We start from the raw sequence: 19397 nt of genomic DNA, 5'->3' as shown, positions 1-19397 counted from the left end.
TTCTTCTGCCAACTCAAAACCGGGTATCTGGTATGACCCCGATTTCACTCAAATTGTTGGTTGTGATTTTCTGGCACCTCTATCCAAAGATAGTAAAAATTCCCACCCTCTAATCGGGCACTTAGAGGGTGAGGTTTTTTATATGCCCATGCGTTTTCTGATGATAGTCGCAAGTCCTGAAAACTCGGTGGCGGCTTCAAGTATTTGAGCGTTATAGCCAGAGTTGACGTGAGTTCTGAGCTTTCCAATCGCTAACCCGTACTCTTGTGCTTGAGGGGCGAGACTATGGAAGTCTTTTATAGCAGCGAGTTTATTCGAGGGGAACGGTACTGTGGTAGGGTCAATAGCACGTAATACGTCAACTACACGATTTTTAACGCGAGGTGCAATTTTGCTCTCCCAGTAATCGTGCGGGCGGGTCGAAGTTCTACCGGATGATACTTTATAAGCTGATGTTACATACCCGAGATAGGTCGGAAGGCCATGAAGCAGTTTGTCTCGTGATTCATCCGAAGCTAGTCCCCTGACTGTTTTCCAATCCGTAATCCAGCGGGCCACCGCGCGACCTACCGTCGAGAGCGCTCGGAGAGAGAAAAGATCTGCGGCTACCGGGGTACAGAAAAAATCAGAGTCGAGCAAAATTGCTCTATTGAGAGGGCCGACATTGGGTCCGATGTCGTAGATAACGAGATCAACTTCATAGCGTTGCCCCATTTCTCTTGCTGCTGCTGATAGTGCGCACATCACGTCGTAGTCCCGCCCTTTGCGGGCGAACGACCCGGTCCACGCTGCAGGTAATTCCTCCTCATAGTCTGCTAATAAAACGTCGCCGGGACACAGGTAAAGCCCGTTTTTGATTTTGTAAGCGTCTACCGGTTTAATGCCTCCCTTACCATCAACTACTGGTTTAATTGCGGACCAGAGGGTGCCGCCGTCAGCATCGTCGGACTCGCCTAGCAATACATCTAGCTTTTTTTCGTCTAGATAAAATGCCGTTAGATTGCATTGGGGGTCAGCATCAATCATTAGGACTCGAAGTCCTTGATCAGCAAGGGCGTCCGCGACATTGACCGTTAGCGTGGTTTTACCGACTCCACCTTTATGATTGAAAAACGTAAGTGTTCGCATCATCTATCTCCCTGATTAAGCCCGTAATGCTATCACTAGGCTACTAGCAAGCCGAGAAGATTCAATTTCTAAATACTGGGAGCGCTACCAGAAAAAACACTGATGGAGGCCACAATATTTCCTGGGAAAATTCCCACACTTTTCTCAGCTTGCCCCTCAGACTTCCCACAGCTAACCTCCCCAAACCGCTGGACACCCAGCGGCCGGATGTGGAAGTCCGACCAAGCTGAAGGCGCTCAATCGCCCATAAACACCTACCGGCGTTTTTTTACGTCTGTATGATTGCTTATGGCGGCTGTGCGCGGGGCACTTCGGTGCGCCGGGTCCTTTAGCCCTGGTCTTCCACACCTGCGTACAGCTGCCACCCTCATGTGGAAGTGAGATAGGCAGTTCCTGAAACGCTAAAGGAGCTTCGCCATGTACAAAGTCACACCTAACCCGCCAGACGCTTCAAATGCTGCACCTGTCGATACCCGGTTTCAAGCTGCCGCCCAACGCGCTATTCATCACTACCTGCCCCAACCTGACGCCGCTACCACCAACGAAAAGCCAAGCAGTAACCTGTTCTCCGTCAGCCCCAACATCGACACCGAAACCCTCCTGGCCAACGCCGCCGAAAACCTCGCATCCGCCAACCAAATGGCCGCCACCCTGGCTTTCGACCTCGATGACCCGCACCGCGCCATCGTCCTGGGCATCCAGCAACTCATCGACCTAAGCGCTCTGCTCGTCGACCGAGTCCAGGAACAGGTCGTACCTGCCGCCTGACACCCAACCCCGCCGCCTTACCCCAAGGCGGCAACCTGAACCCATCCTGTCACCCAGCAAAGTTTCATCATCCCCGGCGCTTTTGAGGTCTACGATCCTCTTCAAGAGAGGACCTCCGCGCCTCCATTCCACAGGGAACTGAAACCATGATCTCGAACCTCGTTAAAGTCGTGATGGTTGCTGGCACGTTGCTGTTGGGCGCTTGTTCGACGGGGTCGGCCGGCGTGAGCAGTGACCCTTGTTTTTCAGGCGGATGCCAGGCGTTTGGGGACCATAGCCCCAGCAAAGCCGCCAAGATGAATTTTGGCGGCAGTGGGCTGGGGAGTAGTTATGGGGAGTATGGGTCAGGGTTGTTGCATGATGATTGATGGGGTGGTGGGGCAGTCACTGGGATGGTGACTGACCCATTGCTATCGGGGGCAAGCCCCCTCCCACATTGGAATAGGGGGGGCGGGAAATGTCAGTGGCCGCCCTTCATGCGGCGGGCGATGAGGTAGATGCCCAGGCCGATCAGCGCCGTCGCGGCGCCGATGTAGCCGGTGCTGGTCCAGCCATACCCCGCTGTAATCGCCATCCCGCCCAACCACGGTCCCAGCGCGTTCGCCAGGTTGAACGCCGCGTGGTTCGACGCCGCCGCCAGGCTCGGGGCTTCGTGGGCGATGTCCATCAAGCGGATTTGCAGGGGGGCCGCCATGGCGATCATGGTGCCGACCAGGCCAATGCCCAGTAGTACGCTCCACAGCGAACTGGCGGCGACGGTGAAGAAGATCAGCACGGCCATCGACCACACCATGATCCAACCCACGGCGCGAAATTGCAGGCGGTCGAACAACTTGCCGCCGGCGATGTTGCCGATGATGCCGCCTGCCCCAAACGCGGCGAGGCCGAAGGGAATCCACTGCGGCGAGACTTTGGTCACTTCCAGCATGGTCGGCGCCAAATAGCTGAACACGCAGAACATCCCGGCAAACCCGATCGCGCCAATCGACAACGCCATCCACACCTGCGGCTTAGTGAAGGCGCGCAGTTCCTTGCGCGGGTCGCTGCGTTGTTCGTCATGGCGGTGGGGCACGAATTGCCAGACCAGTGCGATGGTGCACAGGGCAATCACGCTGACCAGTGCAAACGCCGAGCGCCAGCCTAGGTGTTGGCCGAGGAAGGTGGCGATGGGGTTGCCGAGCAGCATGGCCAGGGTCAGGCCCATCATTACGCGGGCCACGGCGCCGGCGCGTTTGTCGTTGGGGACCATGCTCGAGGCGACCACGGCGGCGATGCCGAAGTAGGCGCCGTGGGGCAGGCCGCTGATAAAGCGGAAGGCCACCAGCGAGCCGAAGGTCGGGGTGAAGGCGGTGGCCAGGTTGCCCAAGGCGTACAGGCCCATCAGTAGCAACAGCATGTGTTTGCGTAGTAGCTTGGCGCCAAGAATGGCCAGCAGTGGCGCGCCAACCATCACGCCCAGGGCGTAGGCGCTGATGGCGTGGCCGACTTGCGGTTCGCTCAAATTGAGATTGTGGGCGATGTCGGGCATCAAGCCCATGATGGCGAATTCGCCGGTGCCGATCGCGAAGGCGCCCACGGCCATGGCCGCTTCCATTTTGGCGGCGCCGCGCGCGGGCAGCACATGCCCGGGTGTTTGCTGGATAGTCATGGGTAACTCTGGTTGGATGGAGCGCACGAAGGAGAGCCGCCGATGCTACGCAAGCAGCGGCAAAGGTGTCTAGAACAGCGGTTTGCGTGAGAGTTCCAGGCCTGTGACCCCAGGTCGCGCCTGCCACGCTTGACATCGACGGGTTAAAAGCTGCGATTTAGAGCTGTCAATTGGCCAAACGGCGCATAAACGCCGTTTGCCGTGATATTCTGCGCGCCGTCCTGGTCTAGTCTCTCCTGGGTACGTACATCCGTATACGTCCCAGCGGTTGGCTGTCGCCCAGGTAGCTGAAGCCAATAATGATAAGAAGTCAGCGCAGAAGGGACATAAACAGTGAGGTCGATACGTCGGCCTTGTGTGCCCACCCTGCGGCCCTCTCGTGAATGTGCATACCCCACGGTGCTGCCTTGCGCAGCTGTGATGGAGGGTTGCCCATGATCAGGGGCGGTAGGGCGGATGGCGTTTTATCATAGGTGCTACTGATGTTTAAAAAAGTAAACACTGCCCTGCTGGGGCTGGCTTTGTCGCTGGGGATCAGCTCCGTTCAGGCGGAAGAGGCAAAGAAAGTCGATGTGCTGCTGATTGGCGGCGGCATCATGAGTGCAACCCTGGGTGTCTGGCTCAATGAGCTGGAGCCGGGCTGGTCGATGGAGATGGTCGAGCGCCTGGATGGCGTGGCCGAAGAAAGCTCCAACGGCTGGAACAACGCCGGTACCGGTCACTCGGCCCTGGCTGAGCTGAACTACACCCCGGAAGACAAGAACGGCAACGTTGAGATCCCGAAAGCGGTCGAGATCAACGAAGCGTTCCAGATTTCCCGTCAGTTCTGGTCCTGGCAGGTCCGCCAGGGCGTGCTGAAGGACCCGCGTTCGTTCATCAACACCACACCGCACATGAGCTTTGTGTGGGGCGATGACAACATCAAGTTCCTGAAAAAACGCTACGAAGCCCTGAAGGCCAGCCCGCTGTTCGCCGGCATGCAGTACTCCGAAGACCCGGCGCAGATCGCCAAGTGGGTTCCGCTGATGATGGAAGGGCGTGACCCGAACCAGAAAATCGCGGCCACCTGGAGCCCGCTGGGTACCGACATGAACTTCGGCGAGATCACCCGCCAGTTCGTCGCTCACCTGCAAACCACGCCTAAGTTCGACCTGAAACTGTCGAGCGAAGTGCAGGACATCACCAAGAACGCCGACGGTTCGTGGCGTGTGAGCTACAAAAACCTGAAAGACGGCACCAAGACCGAAACCGACGCCAAGTTCGTGTTCATCGGCGCCGGTGGCGGTGCACTGCACCTGCTGCAGAAGTCGGGCATTCCTGAAGCCAAGGAATACGCTGGCTTCCCAGTGGGCGGCTCGTTCCTGGTGACCGATAACCCAACCGTTGCCGAGCAACACCTGGCCAAGGCCTACGGCAAGGCTTCGGTTGGCGCGCCACCGATGTCGGTTCCGCACCTGGACACCCGCGTGCTGGATGGCAAGCGCGTGATCCTGTTTGGCCCATTCGCGACCTTCTCGACCAAGTTCCTGAAAGAAGGCTCGTACCTGGACCTGCTGACCAGCACCACCACCCACAACATCTGGCCAATGACCAAAGTCGGTATTCGTGAATACCCACTGGTCGAGTACCTCGCCGGCCAACTGATGCTGTCCGATGACGACCGCTTCAAGGCGCTGCAAGAGTACTTCCCGAACGCCAAGCAATCCGACTGGCGCCTGTGGCAAGCCGGCCAGCGCGTGCAGATCATCAAGCGTGACGAAGAGCAGGGCGGCGTCCTGAAACTCGGCACCGAAGTGGTCAGCTCCGCCGACAACACCATCGCGGGCCTGTTGGGTGCATCGCCAGGCGCGTCCACCGCGGCTCCGATCATGCTGACCGTGCTGCAGAAAGTGTTCAAGGACAAGGTCGCGACTCCTGAGTGGCAGGCCAAACTGCACCAGATCGTACCGAGCTACGGCACCAAGCTGAACGACAGCCCGGAAGCGGTTGCCAAGGAATGGGCCTACACCGCCGAAGTCCTGCAACTGCCTACGCCGCCTGTGATTCCACAAATGGCTGCCCCAAAGGCTACCGAGGCTGCCAAGCCTGCGGCTGAGCCAAGCAAGCCGGCATCTGACCTGGCGCTGTAAGCCAGGCTGATGCACAAAAGCCCGCTGAACCGGTAACGGTCAGCGGGCTTTTTCATGGCCGTGAGAACAGTTCAGCAACCTGACAGACGCCACCTGTTAAAAATATTCCAGAGCCAAGCAGGAGCGAGGCCGCAACAAGGGGGCATTTTTTACCAGTGTCAGTGTTGGGCGCACGCGCCCGAGGGTTTTTTGTATGTGGCTACGTTATGCAGCATTGGCGGCCATGGTCGTCGCGGCATCCGGATGTGTGCAAGAGCGCGTCGTGCACGAGCGCAGGCCGGTGCAACGTGAGTATGTGGAAGTCATCGCGCCACAACCGCCGCCGGTGCAGGTGATCGAAGTCGAGCCGCCCGTGCGCTACGGCTACGTCTGGTCGCGTGGTTACTGGCGCTGGGACGGCGGGCGATATGTGGCTGTACACGGCCACTGGGAGCCTGTACGTGAAGGCTATCGCTATGTGCATCCACATTGGGTGCAGCGCAATGATGGGTATCACTGGCAGGGCGGTGGCTGGGTTCGCTGAGCCCTGGTTTCATCGGCAACGAGCGTTAAATCGGCTTCTGGGTGCCCAGGAGCCGAACCTCCCGCAGCAACGCGGCGCCGAGTTGATCGGTGCCCAGTTCCCGGTAGCCCACGGCCTTTACCTCGCCGTTCTCCTCCGCCTGGATAAGGATCACCGGGGTTTCCTTGCCGGTGGTTTCGTCGACATGCATCGCGTATTGGGGAATATCCAGCTTGATCGGCGTCCCCGCCGCCTTGCCCTTCACATTGATCAGGAAGGCGGCGCAACCGCTGTCGACATCCGCAGTGGTGGCGGAGCGGCCGCTGACAAAGCAGGTCTTTGGTAGATCGGGCCAGGTGATGGTGTCGGCCAGGGCGAGAGTGGGGGCCATGGCCAGGGCGGCGAGTAGAAGCGTGCGCACGTCGGTCTTTCTCTCGATCAAGGTGAACACGGTTTGTACCAAAGCCCGCCCGCGGCCGCAACGCCAGGGTTCAGGCCAGCCGCTTCATGCCGGTGGTCTTGATCGCGTTGAGGTCGAAGGTTGCCGTGTATTCGCAACCGGCGGCGTGGGCGCAGCGCTCGATCAGGCAGTCTGCAAAGTCAGCCTTGTTCGCCACAAACTTGCGCAGCGCCTGCCAGATGATCTCCCCATGCTCTACGGTCAATTCGCGGGTGCGCAGCAGGGTCTCAAGCACTATCACCACATCACTTTTGGCCGACTGGTAGCAGCTTTGCAGTACCCACACCAGCTCCACAATGGAGACCAGGCTGATAAAGCCCGGCGAGGCGGTGGTCAGTGATTCGATCAGCTCGGATGCCTTGGCGGATTGAACGGGATCATCCTGGGTGACGTAGCGCACCAGCACATTGGTATCCAGCCCGATCATCCGGCTTTTGCCCCCTGCGCTGCGATGGCTTGGTTCATCTCTTCGATAGAGATGGTCCTGGCGGGCGTGCGGATCAACCCTTTGAGGTCATGCACCGTTTTGCTCGCGGCAATGATGGAAAACTGCCCATCTTCCATTTCTACGAATTCAACCCGATCACCTGTTTCCAGGCCGAGGGCGGTCCTGACCTGGACTGGGATGGTGATTTGACCTTTTGAGGTCAATGTAGCGATAGCCATGTTGAAGATCTCCATCGTGATATTCCTTACCTTAGGGTAAGGAATGACAGAGGACAATATCCGTTGGTCCATAGGGTGCTCATCTGGTGTGGGTTAGTCGGAACAGGTAAAACACTAGTCCCAACTGTCCACGCCCGCTGGGCCTAAAGAGATACAAACCATGACCGACCGCCACCTCGTTATCCCTGCCTCCATGCACCCCATCGTCGAGCGCGCCGGCTACGTGCCTGCGGTCAAGGTTGGCAAGACGTTGTACTGCGCCGGGCAGGTCGGGCGTACGGCTGGGTTGGCGGTGATCGAGGACCCCGCGGCGCAATTCGTCGCGGCCTGGGACAATCTGCGGCAGGTGCTGGAAGAGGGCGGTTGCACGTTCGACGATGTGGTGGACATGACCACTTATCATGTGGATATGAGCCAGCACATGGCGGTTTTCCGTGAAGTGAAAAACCGCCTGTTTCCACGTGGGCATTGCGCCTGGACCACAATCGGGGTGTCCGAACTGGCGCACCCCGGCCTGCTGGTGGAAATCAAATGTGTGGCGGTACAGCGCTAGCTTATTGCACCACGCGGTAGCACGGTACATACGCCGCGCCGCCCGGCAACTTCATGCGGTGCTGGGCGACGAAGGCCTGTAGCAACTCGTCCAGCGGTTTCATGATGGCCGGGTCGCCGTGGATCTCATACGGGCCGTTCTGCTCGATCAGGCGGATGCCCTTGTCCTTCACGTTACCCGCCACGATCCCCGAGAACGCGCGGCGCAGGTTGGCGGCGAGTTCATGGGGCGGCAGGGCGTGGCTCAATTGCAGGCTGGCCATGTTCTCGTGGGTGGGGTCGAACGGGCGCTGGAAGCCTTCGTCGATCTTCAACAGCCAGTTGAAATGGAACGCGTCGTTGCGCTCGCGGCGGAACTGCTTCACCGCCTTGAGGCCGGCAGTCATCTGGCGTGCCACTTCCGCCGGGTCATCAATGATGATCTGGTAGTGCGCCTGGGCCGCTTCGCCCAAGGTGGCGCCGACGAAGGCATGCAGTTGTTGCAGGTACGGCGCGGCGTGTTTCGGCCCGGTGAGGATGACCGGGAACGGCAGGTCACGGTTGTCCGGGTGCATCAGGATGCCCAGCAGGTACAGGAATTCCTCTGCTGTACCGGCACCACCCGGGAAGATGATGATGCCGTGGCCGACGCGCACGAACGCTTCCAGGCGCTTCTCGATGTCCGGCAAAATCACCAGTTCGTTGACGATGGGGTTCGGCGCCTCGGCCGCGATGATGCCCGGCTCGGTGAGGCCCAGGTAGCGCCCGCCGGTAATCCGCTGCTTGGCGTGGGAAATGGTCGCGCCTTTCATCGGACCTTTCATCACGCCAGGGCCGCAACCGGTGCACACGTCAAGGCTGCGCAGGCCCAGCTCGTGGCCGACCTTCTTGGTGTATTTGTATTCTTCGGTATTGATCGAGTGCCCGCCCCAGCACACCACGATCTTCGGTTCGACACCCGGGCGCAGCGTACGGGCGTTGCGCAGCAGGTGGAACACGTAGTCGGTAATGCCCTGGGAGTTGCTCAGGTCGATGCGCTGGCTGTCCAGCTCGTTCTCGGTGTAGACGATGTCGCGCAGGGCGCTGAACAGCATCTCGCGGGTGCTGGCGATCATTTCGCCATCGACGAAGGCGTCGGCCGGAGCGTTCAGCAGTTCAAGGCGCACGCCGCGGTCCTGTTGGTGGATGCGCACTTCAAAATCTTTGTAGGCGTCGAGGATGGTCTTGGCGTTGTCGATGTGCGCGCCGGTGTTGAGGATCGCCAGGGCGCATTGGCGGAACAGGGTGTAGATGCTGCCGGTGCCGGCTTCGCTCAGTTGCTGGACTTCACGTTGAGACAGGGTTTCGAGGCTGCCCTTGGGGCTGACGGAGGCATTGATGACTTGACGTTGGGGCATTCTGATTCCTTGAAAGCGCAGCCACCGCACCCGCAAGGGGCCGCGATGGCTTGAGAATGATGGGCGCCGAATTCGGTCGCACGAGACGGTTATTTACCTCACGCGCAAGGTCGAGCGCAAATACCGTCCAGCACCATCATGCCGCAGAACTCACTGAATCAGCTTCCAGTTTTTGTAGAAAACCCGACGCAGGGTAAAGGCCATCCCGGCAAACCCAGCGATCACGGCATTGAGCACCCGGGGGATCGGCGTCGGTCGCACGATATCGATAAACAGGCAGTAACGCTTGGCGTCGTTTTTGTTGAAAGACGCATGCATCAAGGTGTCATCGAAAATAAACAGCGGGTCGTCGTGCCAGTAATGCTTGTGCTGGCCCACCTGGATGTAGACGCCCTCGTGATGCGGTGCCGGGGCCATGTTGTAGAGCACGCGGAACATCATGCGCAGCGGGCCGAAGTGAAAGGAGGTCGAGCGGTTTTCATTGAACACCGACACACCGATGGTCTTCACGAACGGCAGTTTTTCGCGCAGTTTCGGAATGTCCAGGGTGGTCTCGATGGCTTGGCCGTACCACTGGAAGAACAACATGCCGCGTTTCTTCTCGGCCATGCGCTCATCCAGGTAGCCGATGATTTCGTCCTTGTGGGCCATGGCATCGTTGATCACCTGTTGCAGGTCTTCACGCCAGGCGGGTGGCAGGTCGGCCATGGTGTAGACGTGGCGGTTAGGCGAACTCAACAGGTCGAACAAGGTGTTGAACGGGGCCAGCAGCCAAGTGTTACGGCCACTGCCGATAAAATACTTTTTGATCGTCGTGCGGTCGTACAGCCCGTTGCGCAAAAAGTCATAGACACCACACACCAGCACCAGGCCCAGGAACACCAGGGTGGTGACCGGGAAGCAATAAATAACCAGCAGCACGCCGATGATCCAGGCGGCCGAGACTATTTTCTTGCGGTTGACACTCGCACTCATGAAGCTCAACTCCAACGGGGGAAGGTGCACGAGTTCCAGTCCTCATGGCACCCAGAGATGCGAAGACATGAAACATAATGAAACAATCTCCCTATGATAGGGCTTTCCCCCGCAGCCGGGCGTTTTAAATATTGCGAAATTGTGAAGGCTTTACACAGTTTTTAACCCCGGCGGCGCTGTGTGGATTGGATTTTGTAAACAGAAGATTTGCGACTATCGTGACGCTTCGGTTTTTTGGACGTCATAGACCGGTACGATTGAAGTTGAATGGCCACCACTGGCCTTCGGCACCTTGGAAGAGGCAGAAATTTTATGATCATCAAACCGCGGGTTCGTGGCTTCATCTGTGTGACCGCTCACCCTGTTGGCTGTGAAGCGAACGTCAAGGAACAGATCGACTACGTGACCCAACACGGCGTCATCGAAGGCGGCCCGAAAAAGGTGCTGGTCCTCGGTGCTTCCACCGGCTACGGCCTGGCCGCGCGCATCAGTGCCGCGTTTGGTTGTGGCGCCGACACCCTGGGCGTGTTTTTTGAGAAAGAAGGCGAAGAAGGCAAGCTGAGCTCCGCCGGCTGGTACAACAGCGCCGCGTTCGAGAAGTTTGCCGTCGAAAAAGGCCTGTACGCCAAGAGCATCAACGGCGACGCGTTCTCCGACGAGATCAAGCGCCTGACCATCGACACCATCAAGAAAGACCTCGGCAAGATCGACCTGGTCGTCTACAGCCTGGCCGCGCCTCGCCGTACCGACCCGCAAGGCGTGGTGCACAACTCCACCCTCAAGCCGATCGGCAAGGCCGTGACCCTGCGCGGCATCAACACCGACAAAGGCGTTGTGGTCGACACCACCCTGGAGCCAGCGACCCAGGAAGAAATCGACGGCACCGTCAAAGTAATGGGTGGCGAAGATTGGCAGCTGTGGATTGACGCCCTGCGTGACGCCGACGTCCTGGCCGAAGGCGCCAAGACCACTGCGTTCACCTACCTTGGCGAGAAGCTGACCCAGGACATCTACTGGAACGGCTCCATCGGCGAAGCCAAGAAAGACCTCGACAAGAAAGTCCTGACCCTGCGCGACAACCTCGCCGCGCTCAAGGGCGACGCCCGTGTGTCGGTGCTCAAGGCCGTGGTCACCCAGGCCAGCTCCGCGATCCCGATCATGCCGCTGTACCTGTCGCTGCTGTTCAAAGTGATGAAAGAGCAGGGCACCCACGAAGGTTGCATCGAGCAGGTCTACGGCCTGTTCAAGGACAGCCTGTACGGCAGCCAGCCTAAACTCGACGCCGACGGCCGCCTGCGTGCCGACCTGGCCGAGCTGGAACCGAAAGTCCAGGACGCCGTGGCGGCCCTGTGGAACCAGGTCACCGACGACAACGTCAACGAAATCAGCGATTTTGCCGGCTACAAGGCGGAGTTCCTGCGTTTGTTCGGCTTTGAAATCGACGGCGTGGACTACGAGGCTGACGTGAATCCGACCGTGAAGATCAACGGCCTGATTCAGGCGTAAGTGATCCGGTTCAAAAAGACGGCCCTTCGGGGCCGTTTTTTATGGCCGCTGAAAAAGGCTGCCTTCAGAACCCTCTTACACATTTTTGAGCAGCGTCCGATCGCTCCGATATGCCAGACTCCAGCCGCTATCACATTCAGGCTAACGGAGGATCTGATGACGATTCGTGCAGTGGTTTTTGATTTCGGCGGTGTCCTGTTCGACTGGAGCCCGCAGCACCTGTACCGCAAGCTGATTGCCGACGAGCATGAGCGGCAATGGTTCCTCGATAACATCTGCACCCAGGCCTGGAACACCGAGCAGGACGCCGGTCGCTCCCTGGCCGATGGCACCCGCAGCCTGATCGAGCAATACCCGCATCATGAGCGCTTGATTCAAGCCTATTACGACCGTTGGCACGAGATGCTGCGAGGGCCGTTGCCGGAAGGTGTGGCGATCCTCGAAGCGTTGCACCGAGCCAATATGCCGTTGTTCGGGCTTACCAACTGGTCTGCCGAGACGTTCCCCTATGCGCGGGCCAATTACCCGTTCCTGCAGTGTTTTCGCGACATCGTGGTATCCGGCGAGTTGAAGCTGATCAAGCCTGACGCGGCGATCTATCACGCCAGCCTCAGCCAGGTACGTGCGCAGTTGCCGGATATCCAGCCGGCTGAAGTGGTGTTTATCGATGACGTTGCCGGCAATATCGAAGCGGCCATCGCACTGGGCTGGCAGGGGATTCACCATGTGTCTGCCGAGCGCACGGCCGCGCAGTTGCGTGAGTTGGGCGTGGGCTTCTAGCGCGCCCACTTTTCCATGGCGAAATCCACGAAGGCGCGCAGCTTGGGCAGGCGATATCGGTCCTGGCCGTAGAGCAGATGCATGGGGCGGCTGGGCAGTCGATAGGTGGTCAACAAGGCCACCAGTTTGCCGCTCTCCAGGTCCGGTTGTACCAGGGCATCGGCCAGCATGATGATGCCCATGCCGTTGACGGCCGCCTGGCGCAAGCCTTGCGAGCTGTTGATGGTCAATGAGCCGGACACTGGCACTTCCACCTCGCCGCTATCGTCGGTCATGCGCCAGAGTTTTTCGGTGTCGCGCCAATTGTCATTTGCCGGGTAGGCGAACGCCAGGCAGTCATGTTGCTTGAGGTCCTCGGGTTTCGAAGGCGTGCCGCGTCGTGCCAGGTACGCAGGTGACGCGCAGAGGGTGAGGGTGTAGTCCTGCATTGGCCGAGCAATCAGGCTCGACGCTTCCAGTTCGCCCAGACGTATCGCCACGTCGAAGCCGCTGTCGACCAAGTCCATCCGCTCGTTGCTCAGCACCACGTACAGGTTGATCAGCGGGTAGCGCCGGGAAAACTCGCTCAAGGCCGGTGTAAGGCGTTCGGTGCCGAATACGGGGGGGGCGGTGATACGCAGGGTACCTTTGGGGATGTCACTGTTGGCTAGCTCGGCAAGCTGTTCGGAGTCAGCCACCAAGCCCAGCACTTCCAGGCAGCGCTGGTAATACTGCCCACCGAATTCCGTGAGGCTCTGTTTGCGCGTGGTGCGCTTGAGCAGGCTGACGCCCAGGCGTTGTTCCAGCGCGCGCAAGTGGTTGCCGACCATGGTGGTCGACATCCCGCAGGCCTGGGCTGCGGCGGTCATGCTGCCAGTCTCGACCACTTTTACGTACACCGACATTGCCTGGAACAGATCCATTATCAAGTCCTGATTTAAAGTCATTGCAGGAATGTGCAGTTTATCCATCTCAGGTGGCTAACGATACTGAAGGCATCACAACGATGCACTGGAGCCCGCACCATGACCGCCGCCTGCCTGATGACCACTTACCAACCCCTGGCGCTGAGCTTTACCCGCGGCCTGGGCACGCGCCTGTGGGACCAGCAGGGCCGCGAATACCTTGATGCGGTGGCTGGTGTGGCGGTGACCAATGTCGGCCACTCGCACCCCAGGCTGGTGACGGCCATCAGTGAACAGGCCGGGCTGTTGCTGCACACCTCCAACCTCTACAGCATCGACTGGCAACAACGGCTGGCCCAGCGCCTGGCCCAACTGTCTGGCCTGGACCGGGCCTTCTTCAATAACTCAGGGGCCGAAGCCAATGAAACAGCGCTGAAACTGGCGCGGCTGCATGGCTGGAAAAAGGGCATTGAAGAGCCGTTGGTGGTGGTGATGGAAAACGCCTTTCATGGCCGCACGCTCGGCACCATGGCTGCCAGTGATGGGCCGTCGGTGCGCCTGGGTTTCCAGCGGTTGCCGGGGGACTTTCTCAAGGTGGGCTTTGGTGATCTGGCTGCGCTTGAAGCCATCACCCAGAGGTTGGGTGCGCGTATCGCCGCGGTCCTGCTGGAACCGATCCAGGGTGAAAGCGGCGTACTGCCGGCACCGCCGGGCTACCTGAAAGCCCTGCGTGATCACTGCACCCGCCATGGCTGGTTGATGATGCTCGATGAAATCCAGACCGGCATTGGCCGCACCGGCGCCTGGTTTGCTTTCCAGCATGAAGGCATCGTCCCGGATGTGATGACCCTGGCCAAGGGCCTCGGCAACGGCGTACCCATCGGCGCCTGCCTGGCGCGGGCTGGTGTGGCCGAGCTGTTCACGCCGGGCAGTCACGGCAGCACCTTCGGCGGCAACCCGTTGGCCTGTCGGGTCGGCTGCACCGTGCTGGACATCATCGAAGAACAAGGCTTGCTGCAGAACGCGGCGCAACAGGGCGAGCGCCTGCTGGCGCGGTTGCGGGTGGAATTGGCTGAGCACCCGCACGTCCTGGCGATTCGTGGGCAGGGGTTGATGATCGGGATCGAGCTCGCGAGCCCTTATCGTGACCTGGCCCAGCGCGCGGCCCAGAAACACGGCCTGTTGATCAACGTGACGCGGGGCAAGGTCATTCGGCTGCTGCCGCCGCTGACCCTGGATGCCAAGGAGGTTGAGATGATCGTGCGGGCCATTACCCGGTTACTGGATCAGGCCCATTGAGCCATTCCTGGTTCAGGGTTTCGGTATCGCCCAGGTACTCCAACAACCAGGCCATGGCCGGGGACAGCTTGTCCTGTGCCCAGGCCACACACGACGGGCTGGCCGGAAACGGCCGGCTCAATTGCAGCGCCACCAACTCCCCGCGTTCGATCCATGGCAACACCTGATGCGCCGGGGCCATGCCGACACACAGGCCATCACGCAGGCAATCGAGGGCCGAGGACCAATTCGGCACTACCAGCCGTCGCTGGTTATCCAGGGTCCAGGTGTCGCGCTTGGGCAGGTTGCGTGATGTGTCGGTCATGCACAACGAGGCGAAGGGCCGCAGTTGATCGTCACTCAGCAAGCCTTCGACGCTGGCCAACGGGTGGCGCGCGCTGACCACACACAGCCAGTTCAACAAGCCCATGTCGCGAAAGGTAAAGCGGCTGGCCACCGGCACCGCGCTGGTGGCGCCGATCACAATGTCGGTGCGCTCATCCGCCAGGGCATCCCACACGCCGTTGTACACCTCGTACTCCAGCAACAGCTCGACTTCAGGAAATTGCCGATAGAAATCAATGACCAACTGCCGGCAGCGCTGGGGTTTGACGATGGAATCCACCGCCACCTTCAACTGGCCACTCCAGCCGTTGGCCACTTGCTGGCAAAGGCGTCGGGTGCCGAGCATTTTTTTCATCACGCCACGGGCTTCCTCGATAAACAGCCGGCCCGCTGGCGTGAGCTCGACGTCCCGGTGGCGCCGCACAAACAACGGCACCGCCAGCCATTCCTCGATCTGACGCACCGTATAGCTGATGGCCGACGGCACCCGGTGCAGTTCCTGGGCAGCGGCGCTGAAGCTGCCATGACGCGCTACTGCGTCGACAACGTCCAGCGAATATTCAGACCACATGGCGGCTGCCTTCAAATTTATTGATAAGAGTTCCCAATTATTATCGCTTCACACCAAAACTGTCAGCTTCATAATGGGCGGCAGTCAGCAAATAGTTTGATGGCAAGGTCAACAAGGCTTCAATGAAAAATTCTTTTGGTTTCACTGCGTATCTGGCGGGGCTGAGCATGCTCGGTTACCTCGCCATGGACATGTATCTGCCGGCGTTCGGCGCCATGGGCGAGCAATTGCAGATTGGCGCAGGCGCGGTGGGCGCCAGCTTGAGTATCTTCCTCGCCGGCTTTGCGGTCGGGCAGTTGTTGTGGGGGCCGTTGTCCGACCGCCTGGGGCGCAAGCCGATCCTGCTCGCCGGGCTGAGCCTGTTTGTGCTCGGTTGTGCGGGCATGTTCTGGGTCGAAACGGCGCCGCAACTGCTTGCATTGCGTTTTATCCAGGCCATTGGCGTGTGCGCTGCCGCCGTCAGCTGGCAGGCGCTGGTGATCGACCGCTACCCGGCCGACAAGGCTCACCGCGTGTTCGCCAGCATCATGCCGCTGATGTCGTTGTCACCGGCTTTAGCGCCGCTGTTGGGCGCGATGGTGCTGAATCACTTCGGCTGGCAGGCGATCTTCGGCGTACTGCTGGGGGTGTCGTTGTTGCTGCTGTTGCCGACGTTGTTCCTGCGTACTGCGCAAAAACGTCAGGCAGCGAAGGGTGAACCTTCGCGCCTGGGTTATGGGCAGTTACTGACGTCTCGCGTGTTCACCGGCAATGTCATGATTTTTGCCGCGTGCTCGGCCAGTTTCTTTGCCTGGCTGACGGCGTCGCCCTTCATCCTGGGCGGCATGGGCTACAGCCCGAATGACATCGGCCTGAGCTACGTGCTGCCCACCTTGGCGTTCCTGGTCGGCGGTTACAGCTGCCGCAGCGCCTTGCAGCACTTCCAGGGCAAGGCGCTGTTGCCGTGGCTGCTGCTGGCGTATTGCATCAGCATGGTGGCGTTGTACTTGGTCGCCACTTTGACTGTGCCGACCCTCACCACCTTGCTGATTCCGTTCTGCCTGATGGCGCTGTGCAACGGTGCCAGTTACCCCATCGTCGTGGCGAATGCGCTGATGCCGTTTGCGGAAAACTCCGGCAAGGCGGCGGCGCTGCAAAATACGCTGCAATTGGGCCTGTGCTTTCTCAGCAGCTTGTTGGTGTCATCGATGATCGACCAACCGCTGCTGATTACCGTGATCGTGATGCTGGCGACCGCGCCGTTGGCGGTATTGGGTTACTGGCTGGCACGGCCCAAGGCCGATGATTCGGAACTGGCAGCCGCCTAGAACGTCACTTCCAGGTTCACCGTCGGCGTTGATGTGCGGCTGCCCCGGCCGCCATCCACGCCGAATTTGTTATGCCAATACTCGTAACCCACCCCCAGGTACAGGTTCGGCTTCACGCTTTTGCCCGGTCGCACCGCCACCATCAGCGCGGTGCGCATCAGGGCTTCCGGCGCGGTGTCGCGACCGTGATAGTCCTCGCCTTTTTCCCCGACATAATTGATAAAACCCTGGAATTTCGCCGCATGGTTGGCGATCTCGAACGGGCGCATCCATGTCAGATTGAGCATGTAGGTATCGTCGAAGGTGTGGTTCGACTCCTGCGCGCCGGGGATGCCGGTGTGGTTCCTTTCCTTGTAGTACAGCAGGCTCAGGTCCAGCACGCCGACGGTGTTGAACTTCAAGGTCGGGCCGATCACCAGGGCGCGCTTCTTGGCTGAGGCGAAGTTGTTGTTGCGGTTGGCATCGAAACCCAACGTCAGCGCGTAATCCTTGACCAGGCCGCTGCCCAGCGGCACATCGAACACCCGCGACGCATACAACTGGTGGCGGTATACGACATACACCTCACTCCCGCCATGATCCGTACCCTTGCGCGGGTCGCGGCTGTCGGACAGGAACACATCGAGGTTGAGGAAGTTGCTGCCATACCGGTAGCCGCTGGCGTGGGTGAAGCTGAAGATGCGCTTGCTGAATTCGTCGGGATTGTTCGGGTTGGTGAACTGCTGACCGTAGCGAAACCCTACGCTGTTGTTCATCCATTCCACCGCGACGGCCTCCCCGCCGCCGAGGAGGGTGAGTGCGACGGTTGCGCCCTGTAGTGCCTTTTTCATTGTTATGGGTCCTTTGGCGTTCTGGCTCATCACGGCCGGATTGTTTTTGTAACGCCGATGGAGGGTAACTTGTTCGATTGATTGTATACAACTCTATGGACATCCAGTCCGAACATTGCATACAGTGACCGCACAACAAAAACAGAGAACCCCTCACCATGACTATCCCGAAGGCGTCACCGCAGCGGCCAGAAGATGAGAATCTCGGCGTCGCCGCCAACATGGCTTACGGCCTGCAACATGTGCTCACCATGTACGGCGGCATCGTCGCGGTACCGTTGATCGTCGGCCAGGCGGCAGGTTTGTCGCCGGCGGATATCGGCCTGCTGATCGCCGCGTCGCTGTTTGCCGGTGGCCTGGCCACGCTGTTGCAGACCCTGGGCCTGCCGTTTTTCGGCTGCCAGTTGCCGCTGGTGCAGGGCGTATCGTTCGCCGGTGTGGCGACCATGGTGGCGATTGTCGGCAGTGATGGCGCCGGCGGTGTGCCGGCGATTCTCGGCGCGGTGATGGCCGCGTCGTTTATTGGTTTATTGATAACCCCGGTGTTCTCGCGGATCACCAAGTTTTTCCCGCCGCTGGTGACGGGTATTGTGATCACCACCATCGGCCTGACCCTGATGCCCGTTGCGGCGCGCTGGGCCATGGGCGGCAATAGCCGCGCTGCAGATTTCGGCAGCATGTCCAATATCGGCCTGGCAGCGTTGACCCTGGTACTGGTGTTGCTGCTGAGCAAGATCGGCAGCGCGACCATCTCACGCTTGTCGATCCTGCTGGCGATGGTGATCGGTACCGTGATTGCGGTGTTCCTCGGCATGGCTGACTTCTCGGGTGTGACCCAGGGGCCGATGTTCGGTTTCCCCACACCCTTCCATTTCGGCATGCCCACCTTTCATGTGGCCGCGATCATTTCCATGTGCATCGTGGTGATGGTGACCCTGGTCGAGACCTCGGCGGATATCCTGGCGGTGGGTGAAATCATCGACACCAAAGTCGATTCCAAACGCTTGGGCAACGGGCTGCGCGCCGATATGCTGTCGAGCATGGTTGCGCCGATCTTCGGTTCGTTCACCCAGAGCGCCTTCGCCCAGAACGTCGGGCTGGTGGCGGTGACCGGGGTCAAGAGCCGCTTCGTGGTGGCCACGGGCGGGCTGTTCCTGGTGATCCTCGGCTTGTTGCCCTTCATGGGCCGGGTCATCGCGGCGGTGCCCACTTCAGTGCTGGGCGGGGCCGGTATTGTGCTGTTCGGTACCGTGGCGGCCAGTGGTATCCGCACCTTGTCCAAGGTCGATTACCGCAACAACATGAACCTGATCATCGTGGCCACTTCCATCGGCTTTGGCATGATCCCGATTGCGGCACCGAGCTTCTACGATCACTTCCCGAGCTGGTTCGCGACTATTTTCCACTCGGGGATCAGCTCATCGGCAATCATGGCGATCCTGCTGAACCTGGCGTTCAACCATTTCACCGCCGGTAACTCGGACCAGCAGTCGGTATTTGTGGCGGGGACCGAGCGTAGCTTGTGCTTTCGCGATGTGTCGGAACTGCGTGATGGGGATTACTTCAAAGGCGGCAAGTTGTTTGATGCGGAGGGCAGGGAAATCCCGTTGGTGGCGGAAGTGTCGAAGAAGGCCGCAAAGCCTCAAACCACTGAGGTCTGAATGTGGGAGGGGGCTTGCCCCCGATAGCGGT

Annotated in this window: 20 protein-coding genes; 10 read left to right on the top strand and 10 right to left on the bottom strand. The window is 59.7% G+C overall.

Translation table 11 applies throughout. The features are described 5' to 3' along the window. Window positions 1–138 precede the first annotated feature (138 nt). A complete protein-coding gene (locus tag NL123_RS22415) occupies window positions 139–1128 on the bottom strand; it encodes a ParA family protein (protein ID WP_494356370.1) in 990 nt (329 codons plus the stop codon). 417 nt (window positions 1129–1545) lie between these two features. Between NL123_RS22415 and NL123_RS22410 the strand changes: the two genes are divergently transcribed. Together NL123_RS22410 and NL123_RS22405 are read left to right on the top strand one after the other, a co-directional pair. Next, window positions 1546–1896 (top strand): DUF6124 family protein, encoded by a 351-nt coding sequence (locus NL123_RS22410; RefSeq protein WP_494356369.1) that lies wholly within the window; start codon window positions 1546–1548, stop codon window positions 1894–1896. Window positions 1897–2042: 146 nt separating this feature from the next. Continuing rightward, complete coding sequence (locus NL123_RS22405; protein WP_058424535.1) at window positions 2043–2264, top strand: hypothetical protein; 222 nt, start codon at window positions 2043–2045, stop codon at window positions 2262–2264. A 92-nt stretch (window positions 2265–2356) separates the two neighbouring features. Here the strand turns inward: NL123_RS22405 and NL123_RS22400 are convergent, their stop codons facing one another. Next, window positions 2357–3544, bottom strand: a complete 1188-nt coding sequence (locus tag NL123_RS22400; protein ID WP_248487039.1) for an MFS transporter — start codon at window positions 3542–3544, stop codon at window positions 2357–2359. A 482-nt stretch (window positions 3545–4026) separates the two neighbouring features. Between NL123_RS22400 and mqo the strand changes: the two genes are divergently transcribed. Continuing rightward, on the top strand, window positions 4027–5673 hold the full coding sequence (gene mqo / locus NL123_RS22395; RefSeq protein WP_248487041.1) for a malate dehydrogenase (quinone): 1647 nt from the start codon (window positions 4027–4029) through the stop codon (window positions 5671–5673). Between the two features lie 193 nt (window positions 5674–5866). After that, window positions 5867–6196 (top strand): YXWGXW repeat-containing protein, encoded by a 330-nt coding sequence (locus tag NL123_RS22390; RefSeq protein WP_058424532.1) that lies wholly within the window; start codon window positions 5867–5869, stop codon window positions 6194–6196. 25 nt (window positions 6197–6221) lie between these two features. Here NL123_RS22390 and NL123_RS22385 read toward each other — a convergent pair whose 3' ends face one another. The 3 genes from NL123_RS22385 to NL123_RS22375 all read right to left on the bottom strand — a co-directional run bounded on the left by NL123_RS22385 (window position 6222) and on the right by NL123_RS22375 (window position 7316). Beyond that, window positions 6222–6596, bottom strand: coding sequence for a hypothetical protein (locus tag NL123_RS22385; RefSeq protein ID WP_494356368.1), 375 nt, complete (start codon window positions 6594–6596; stop codon window positions 6222–6224). Window positions 6597–6666: 70 nt separating this feature from the next. Continuing rightward, the gene (locus tag NL123_RS22380) at window positions 6667–7062 is read right to left on the bottom strand and encodes a type II toxin-antitoxin system VapC family toxin (RefSeq protein ID WP_058424531.1); all 396 of its coding nucleotides are present in this window, start codon (window positions 7060–7062) and stop codon (window positions 6667–6669) included. After that, entirely contained in the window at window positions 7059–7316 is a 258-nt protein-coding gene (locus NL123_RS22375; RefSeq protein WP_494356367.1) for an AbrB/MazE/SpoVT family DNA-binding domain-containing protein, read from the bottom strand. The genes NL123_RS22380 and NL123_RS22375 overlap by 4 nt, the downstream gene beginning before the upstream one ends. Before the next feature lie 145 nt (window positions 7317–7461). Between NL123_RS22375 and NL123_RS22370 the strand changes: the two genes are divergently transcribed. After that, the gene (locus tag NL123_RS22370; protein ID WP_494356366.1) at window positions 7462–7854 is read left to right on the top strand and encodes a RidA family protein; all 393 of its coding nucleotides are present in this window, start codon (window positions 7462–7464) and stop codon (window positions 7852–7854) included. 1 nt (window position 7855) lies between these two features. On the opposite strand, the gene ppnN is transcribed toward NL123_RS22370, so the two are convergent. Both ppnN and NL123_RS22360 read right to left on the bottom strand, forming a co-directional pair. Beyond that, the gene (ppnN, locus tag NL123_RS22365; RefSeq protein ID WP_025856956.1) at window positions 7856–9229 is read right to left on the bottom strand and encodes a nucleotide 5'-monophosphate nucleosidase PpnN; all 1374 of its coding nucleotides are present in this window, start codon (window positions 9227–9229) and stop codon (window positions 7856–7858) included. A gap of 150 nt (window positions 9230–9379) precedes the next feature. Next, a complete protein-coding gene (locus NL123_RS22360) occupies window positions 9380–10204 on the bottom strand; it encodes an aspartyl/asparaginyl beta-hydroxylase domain-containing protein (protein WP_248487049.1) in 825 nt (274 codons plus the stop codon). Window positions 10205–10516: 312 nt separating this feature from the next. On the opposite strand from NL123_RS22360, the gene fabV reads away from it, so the two are divergent. Then, window positions 10517–11710, top strand: coding sequence for an enoyl-ACP reductase FabV (fabV, locus tag NL123_RS22355; protein ID WP_248487051.1), 1194 nt, complete (start codon window positions 10517–10519; stop codon window positions 11708–11710). Between the two features lie 156 nt (window positions 11711–11866). After that, on the top strand, window positions 11867–12490 hold the full coding sequence (locus NL123_RS22350) for an HAD family hydrolase (RefSeq protein ID WP_248487053.1): 624 nt from the start codon (window positions 11867–11869) through the stop codon (window positions 12488–12490). Here NL123_RS22350 and NL123_RS22345 read toward each other — a convergent pair. Beyond that, entirely contained in the window at window positions 12487–13392 is a 906-nt protein-coding gene (locus tag NL123_RS22345; RefSeq protein ID WP_248487055.1) for a LysR family transcriptional regulator, read from the bottom strand. The two genes, NL123_RS22350 and NL123_RS22345, sit on opposite strands and share 4 nt — an antisense overlap. A gap of 102 nt (window positions 13393–13494) precedes the next feature. Between NL123_RS22345 and NL123_RS22340 the strand changes: the two genes are divergently transcribed. Further along, window positions 13495–14673, top strand: coding sequence for an aspartate aminotransferase family protein (locus tag NL123_RS22340; RefSeq protein WP_494356365.1), 1179 nt, complete (start codon window positions 13495–13497; stop codon window positions 14671–14673). On the opposite strand, the gene punR is transcribed toward NL123_RS22340, so the two are convergent. Next, the gene (gene punR / locus NL123_RS22335) at window positions 14645–15568 is read right to left on the bottom strand and encodes a DNA-binding transcriptional activator PunR (protein WP_248487059.1); all 924 of its coding nucleotides are present in this window, start codon (window positions 15566–15568) and stop codon (window positions 14645–14647) included. The two genes, NL123_RS22340 and punR, sit on opposite strands and share 29 nt — an antisense overlap. Before the next feature lie 122 nt (window positions 15569–15690). Here punR and punC point away from each other — a divergent pair, with 122 nt between their 5' ends. Next, window positions 15691–16875: a purine nucleoside transporter PunC gene (gene punC / locus NL123_RS22330; RefSeq protein WP_494356364.1), complete on the top strand. Its 1185-nt coding sequence runs from the start codon at window positions 15691–15693 to the stop codon at window positions 16873–16875. On the opposite strand, the gene NL123_RS22325 is transcribed toward punC, so the two are convergent. Continuing rightward, window positions 16872–17705 carry a nucleoside-binding protein gene (locus NL123_RS22325; protein WP_494356363.1) on the bottom strand — a complete coding sequence of 278 codons (834 nt, stop codon included), beginning with the start codon at window positions 17703–17705 and terminating at the stop codon, window positions 16872–16874. The two genes, punC and NL123_RS22325, sit on opposite strands and share 4 nt — an antisense overlap. A gap of 158 nt (window positions 17706–17863) precedes the next feature. Here NL123_RS22325 and NL123_RS22320 point away from each other — a divergent pair, with 158 nt between their 5' ends. Next, the gene (locus NL123_RS22320) at window positions 17864–19366 is read left to right on the top strand and encodes a nucleobase:cation symporter-2 family protein (RefSeq protein ID WP_494356362.1); all 1503 of its coding nucleotides are present in this window, start codon (window positions 17864–17866) and stop codon (window positions 19364–19366) included. Window positions 19367–19397 lie beyond the last annotated feature (31 nt).

The sequence above is a fragment of the Pseudomonas sp. FBCC-B1565 genome, from assembly GCF_059133265.1.
Note: the sequence above shows the minus strand (reverse complement) of the source record. Positions and strands in the feature narration are given on the sequence as shown.

Coding starts and splice junctions, on each gene's coding strand:
- NL123_RS22405 (WP_058424535.1), top strand. CDS start 2,043: ATGATCTCGAACCTCGTTAAAGTCGTGATGGTTGCTGGCACGTTGCTG.
- NL123_RS22370 (WP_494356366.1), top strand. CDS start 7,462: ATGACCGACCGCCACCTCGTTATCCCTGCCTCCATGCACCCCATCGTC.
- punC (WP_494356364.1), top strand. CDS start 15,691: ATGAAAAATTCTTTTGGTTTCACTGCGTATCTGGCGGGGCTGAGCATG.
- NL123_RS22340 (WP_494356365.1), top strand. CDS start 13,495: ATGACCGCCGCCTGCCTGATGACCACTTACCAACCCCTGGCGCTGAGC.
- NL123_RS22320 (WP_494356362.1), top strand. CDS start 17,864: ATGACTATCCCGAAGGCGTCACCGCAGCGGCCAGAAGATGAGAATCTC.
- NL123_RS22400 (WP_248487039.1), bottom strand. CDS start 3,544: ATGACTATCCAGCAAACACCCGGGCATGTGCTGCCCGCGCGCGGCGCC.
- fabV (WP_248487051.1), top strand. CDS start 10,517: ATGATCATCAAACCGCGGGTTCGTGGCTTCATCTGTGTGACCGCTCAC.
- NL123_RS22350 (WP_248487053.1), top strand. CDS start 11,867: ATGACGATTCGTGCAGTGGTTTTTGATTTCGGCGGTGTCCTGTTCGAC.
- NL123_RS22390 (WP_058424532.1), top strand. CDS start 5,867: ATGTGGCTACGTTATGCAGCATTGGCGGCCATGGTCGTCGCGGCATCC.
- NL123_RS22360 (WP_248487049.1), bottom strand. CDS start 10,204: ATGAGTGCGAGTGTCAACCGCAAGAAAATAGTCTCGGCCGCCTGGATC.
- NL123_RS22410 (WP_494356369.1), top strand. CDS start 1,546: ATGTACAAAGTCACACCTAACCCGCCAGACGCTTCAAATGCTGCACCT.
- NL123_RS22380 (WP_058424531.1), bottom strand. CDS start 7,062: ATGATCGGGCTGGATACCAATGTGCTGGTGCGCTACGTCACCCAGGAT.
- punR (WP_248487059.1), bottom strand. CDS start 15,568: ATGTGGTCTGAATATTCGCTGGACGTTGTCGACGCAGTAGCGCGTCAT.
- NL123_RS22345 (WP_248487055.1), bottom strand. CDS start 13,392: ATGGATCTGTTCCAGGCAATGTCGGTGTACGTAAAAGTGGTCGAGACT.
- NL123_RS22415 (WP_494356370.1), bottom strand. CDS start 1,128: ATGCGAACACTTACGTTTTTCAATCATAAAGGTGGAGTCGGTAAAACC.
- mqo (WP_248487041.1), top strand. CDS start 4,027: ATGTTTAAAAAAGTAAACACTGCCCTGCTGGGGCTGGCTTTGTCGCTG.
- NL123_RS22375 (WP_494356367.1), bottom strand. CDS start 7,316: ATGGAGATCTTCAACATGGCTATCGCTACATTGACCTCAAAAGGTCAA.
- ppnN (WP_025856956.1), bottom strand. CDS start 9,229: ATGCCCCAACGTCAAGTCATCAATGCCTCCGTCAGCCCCAAGGGCAGC.
- NL123_RS22325 (WP_494356363.1), bottom strand. CDS start 17,705: ATGAAAAAGGCACTACAGGGCGCAACCGTCGCACTCACCCTCCTCGGC.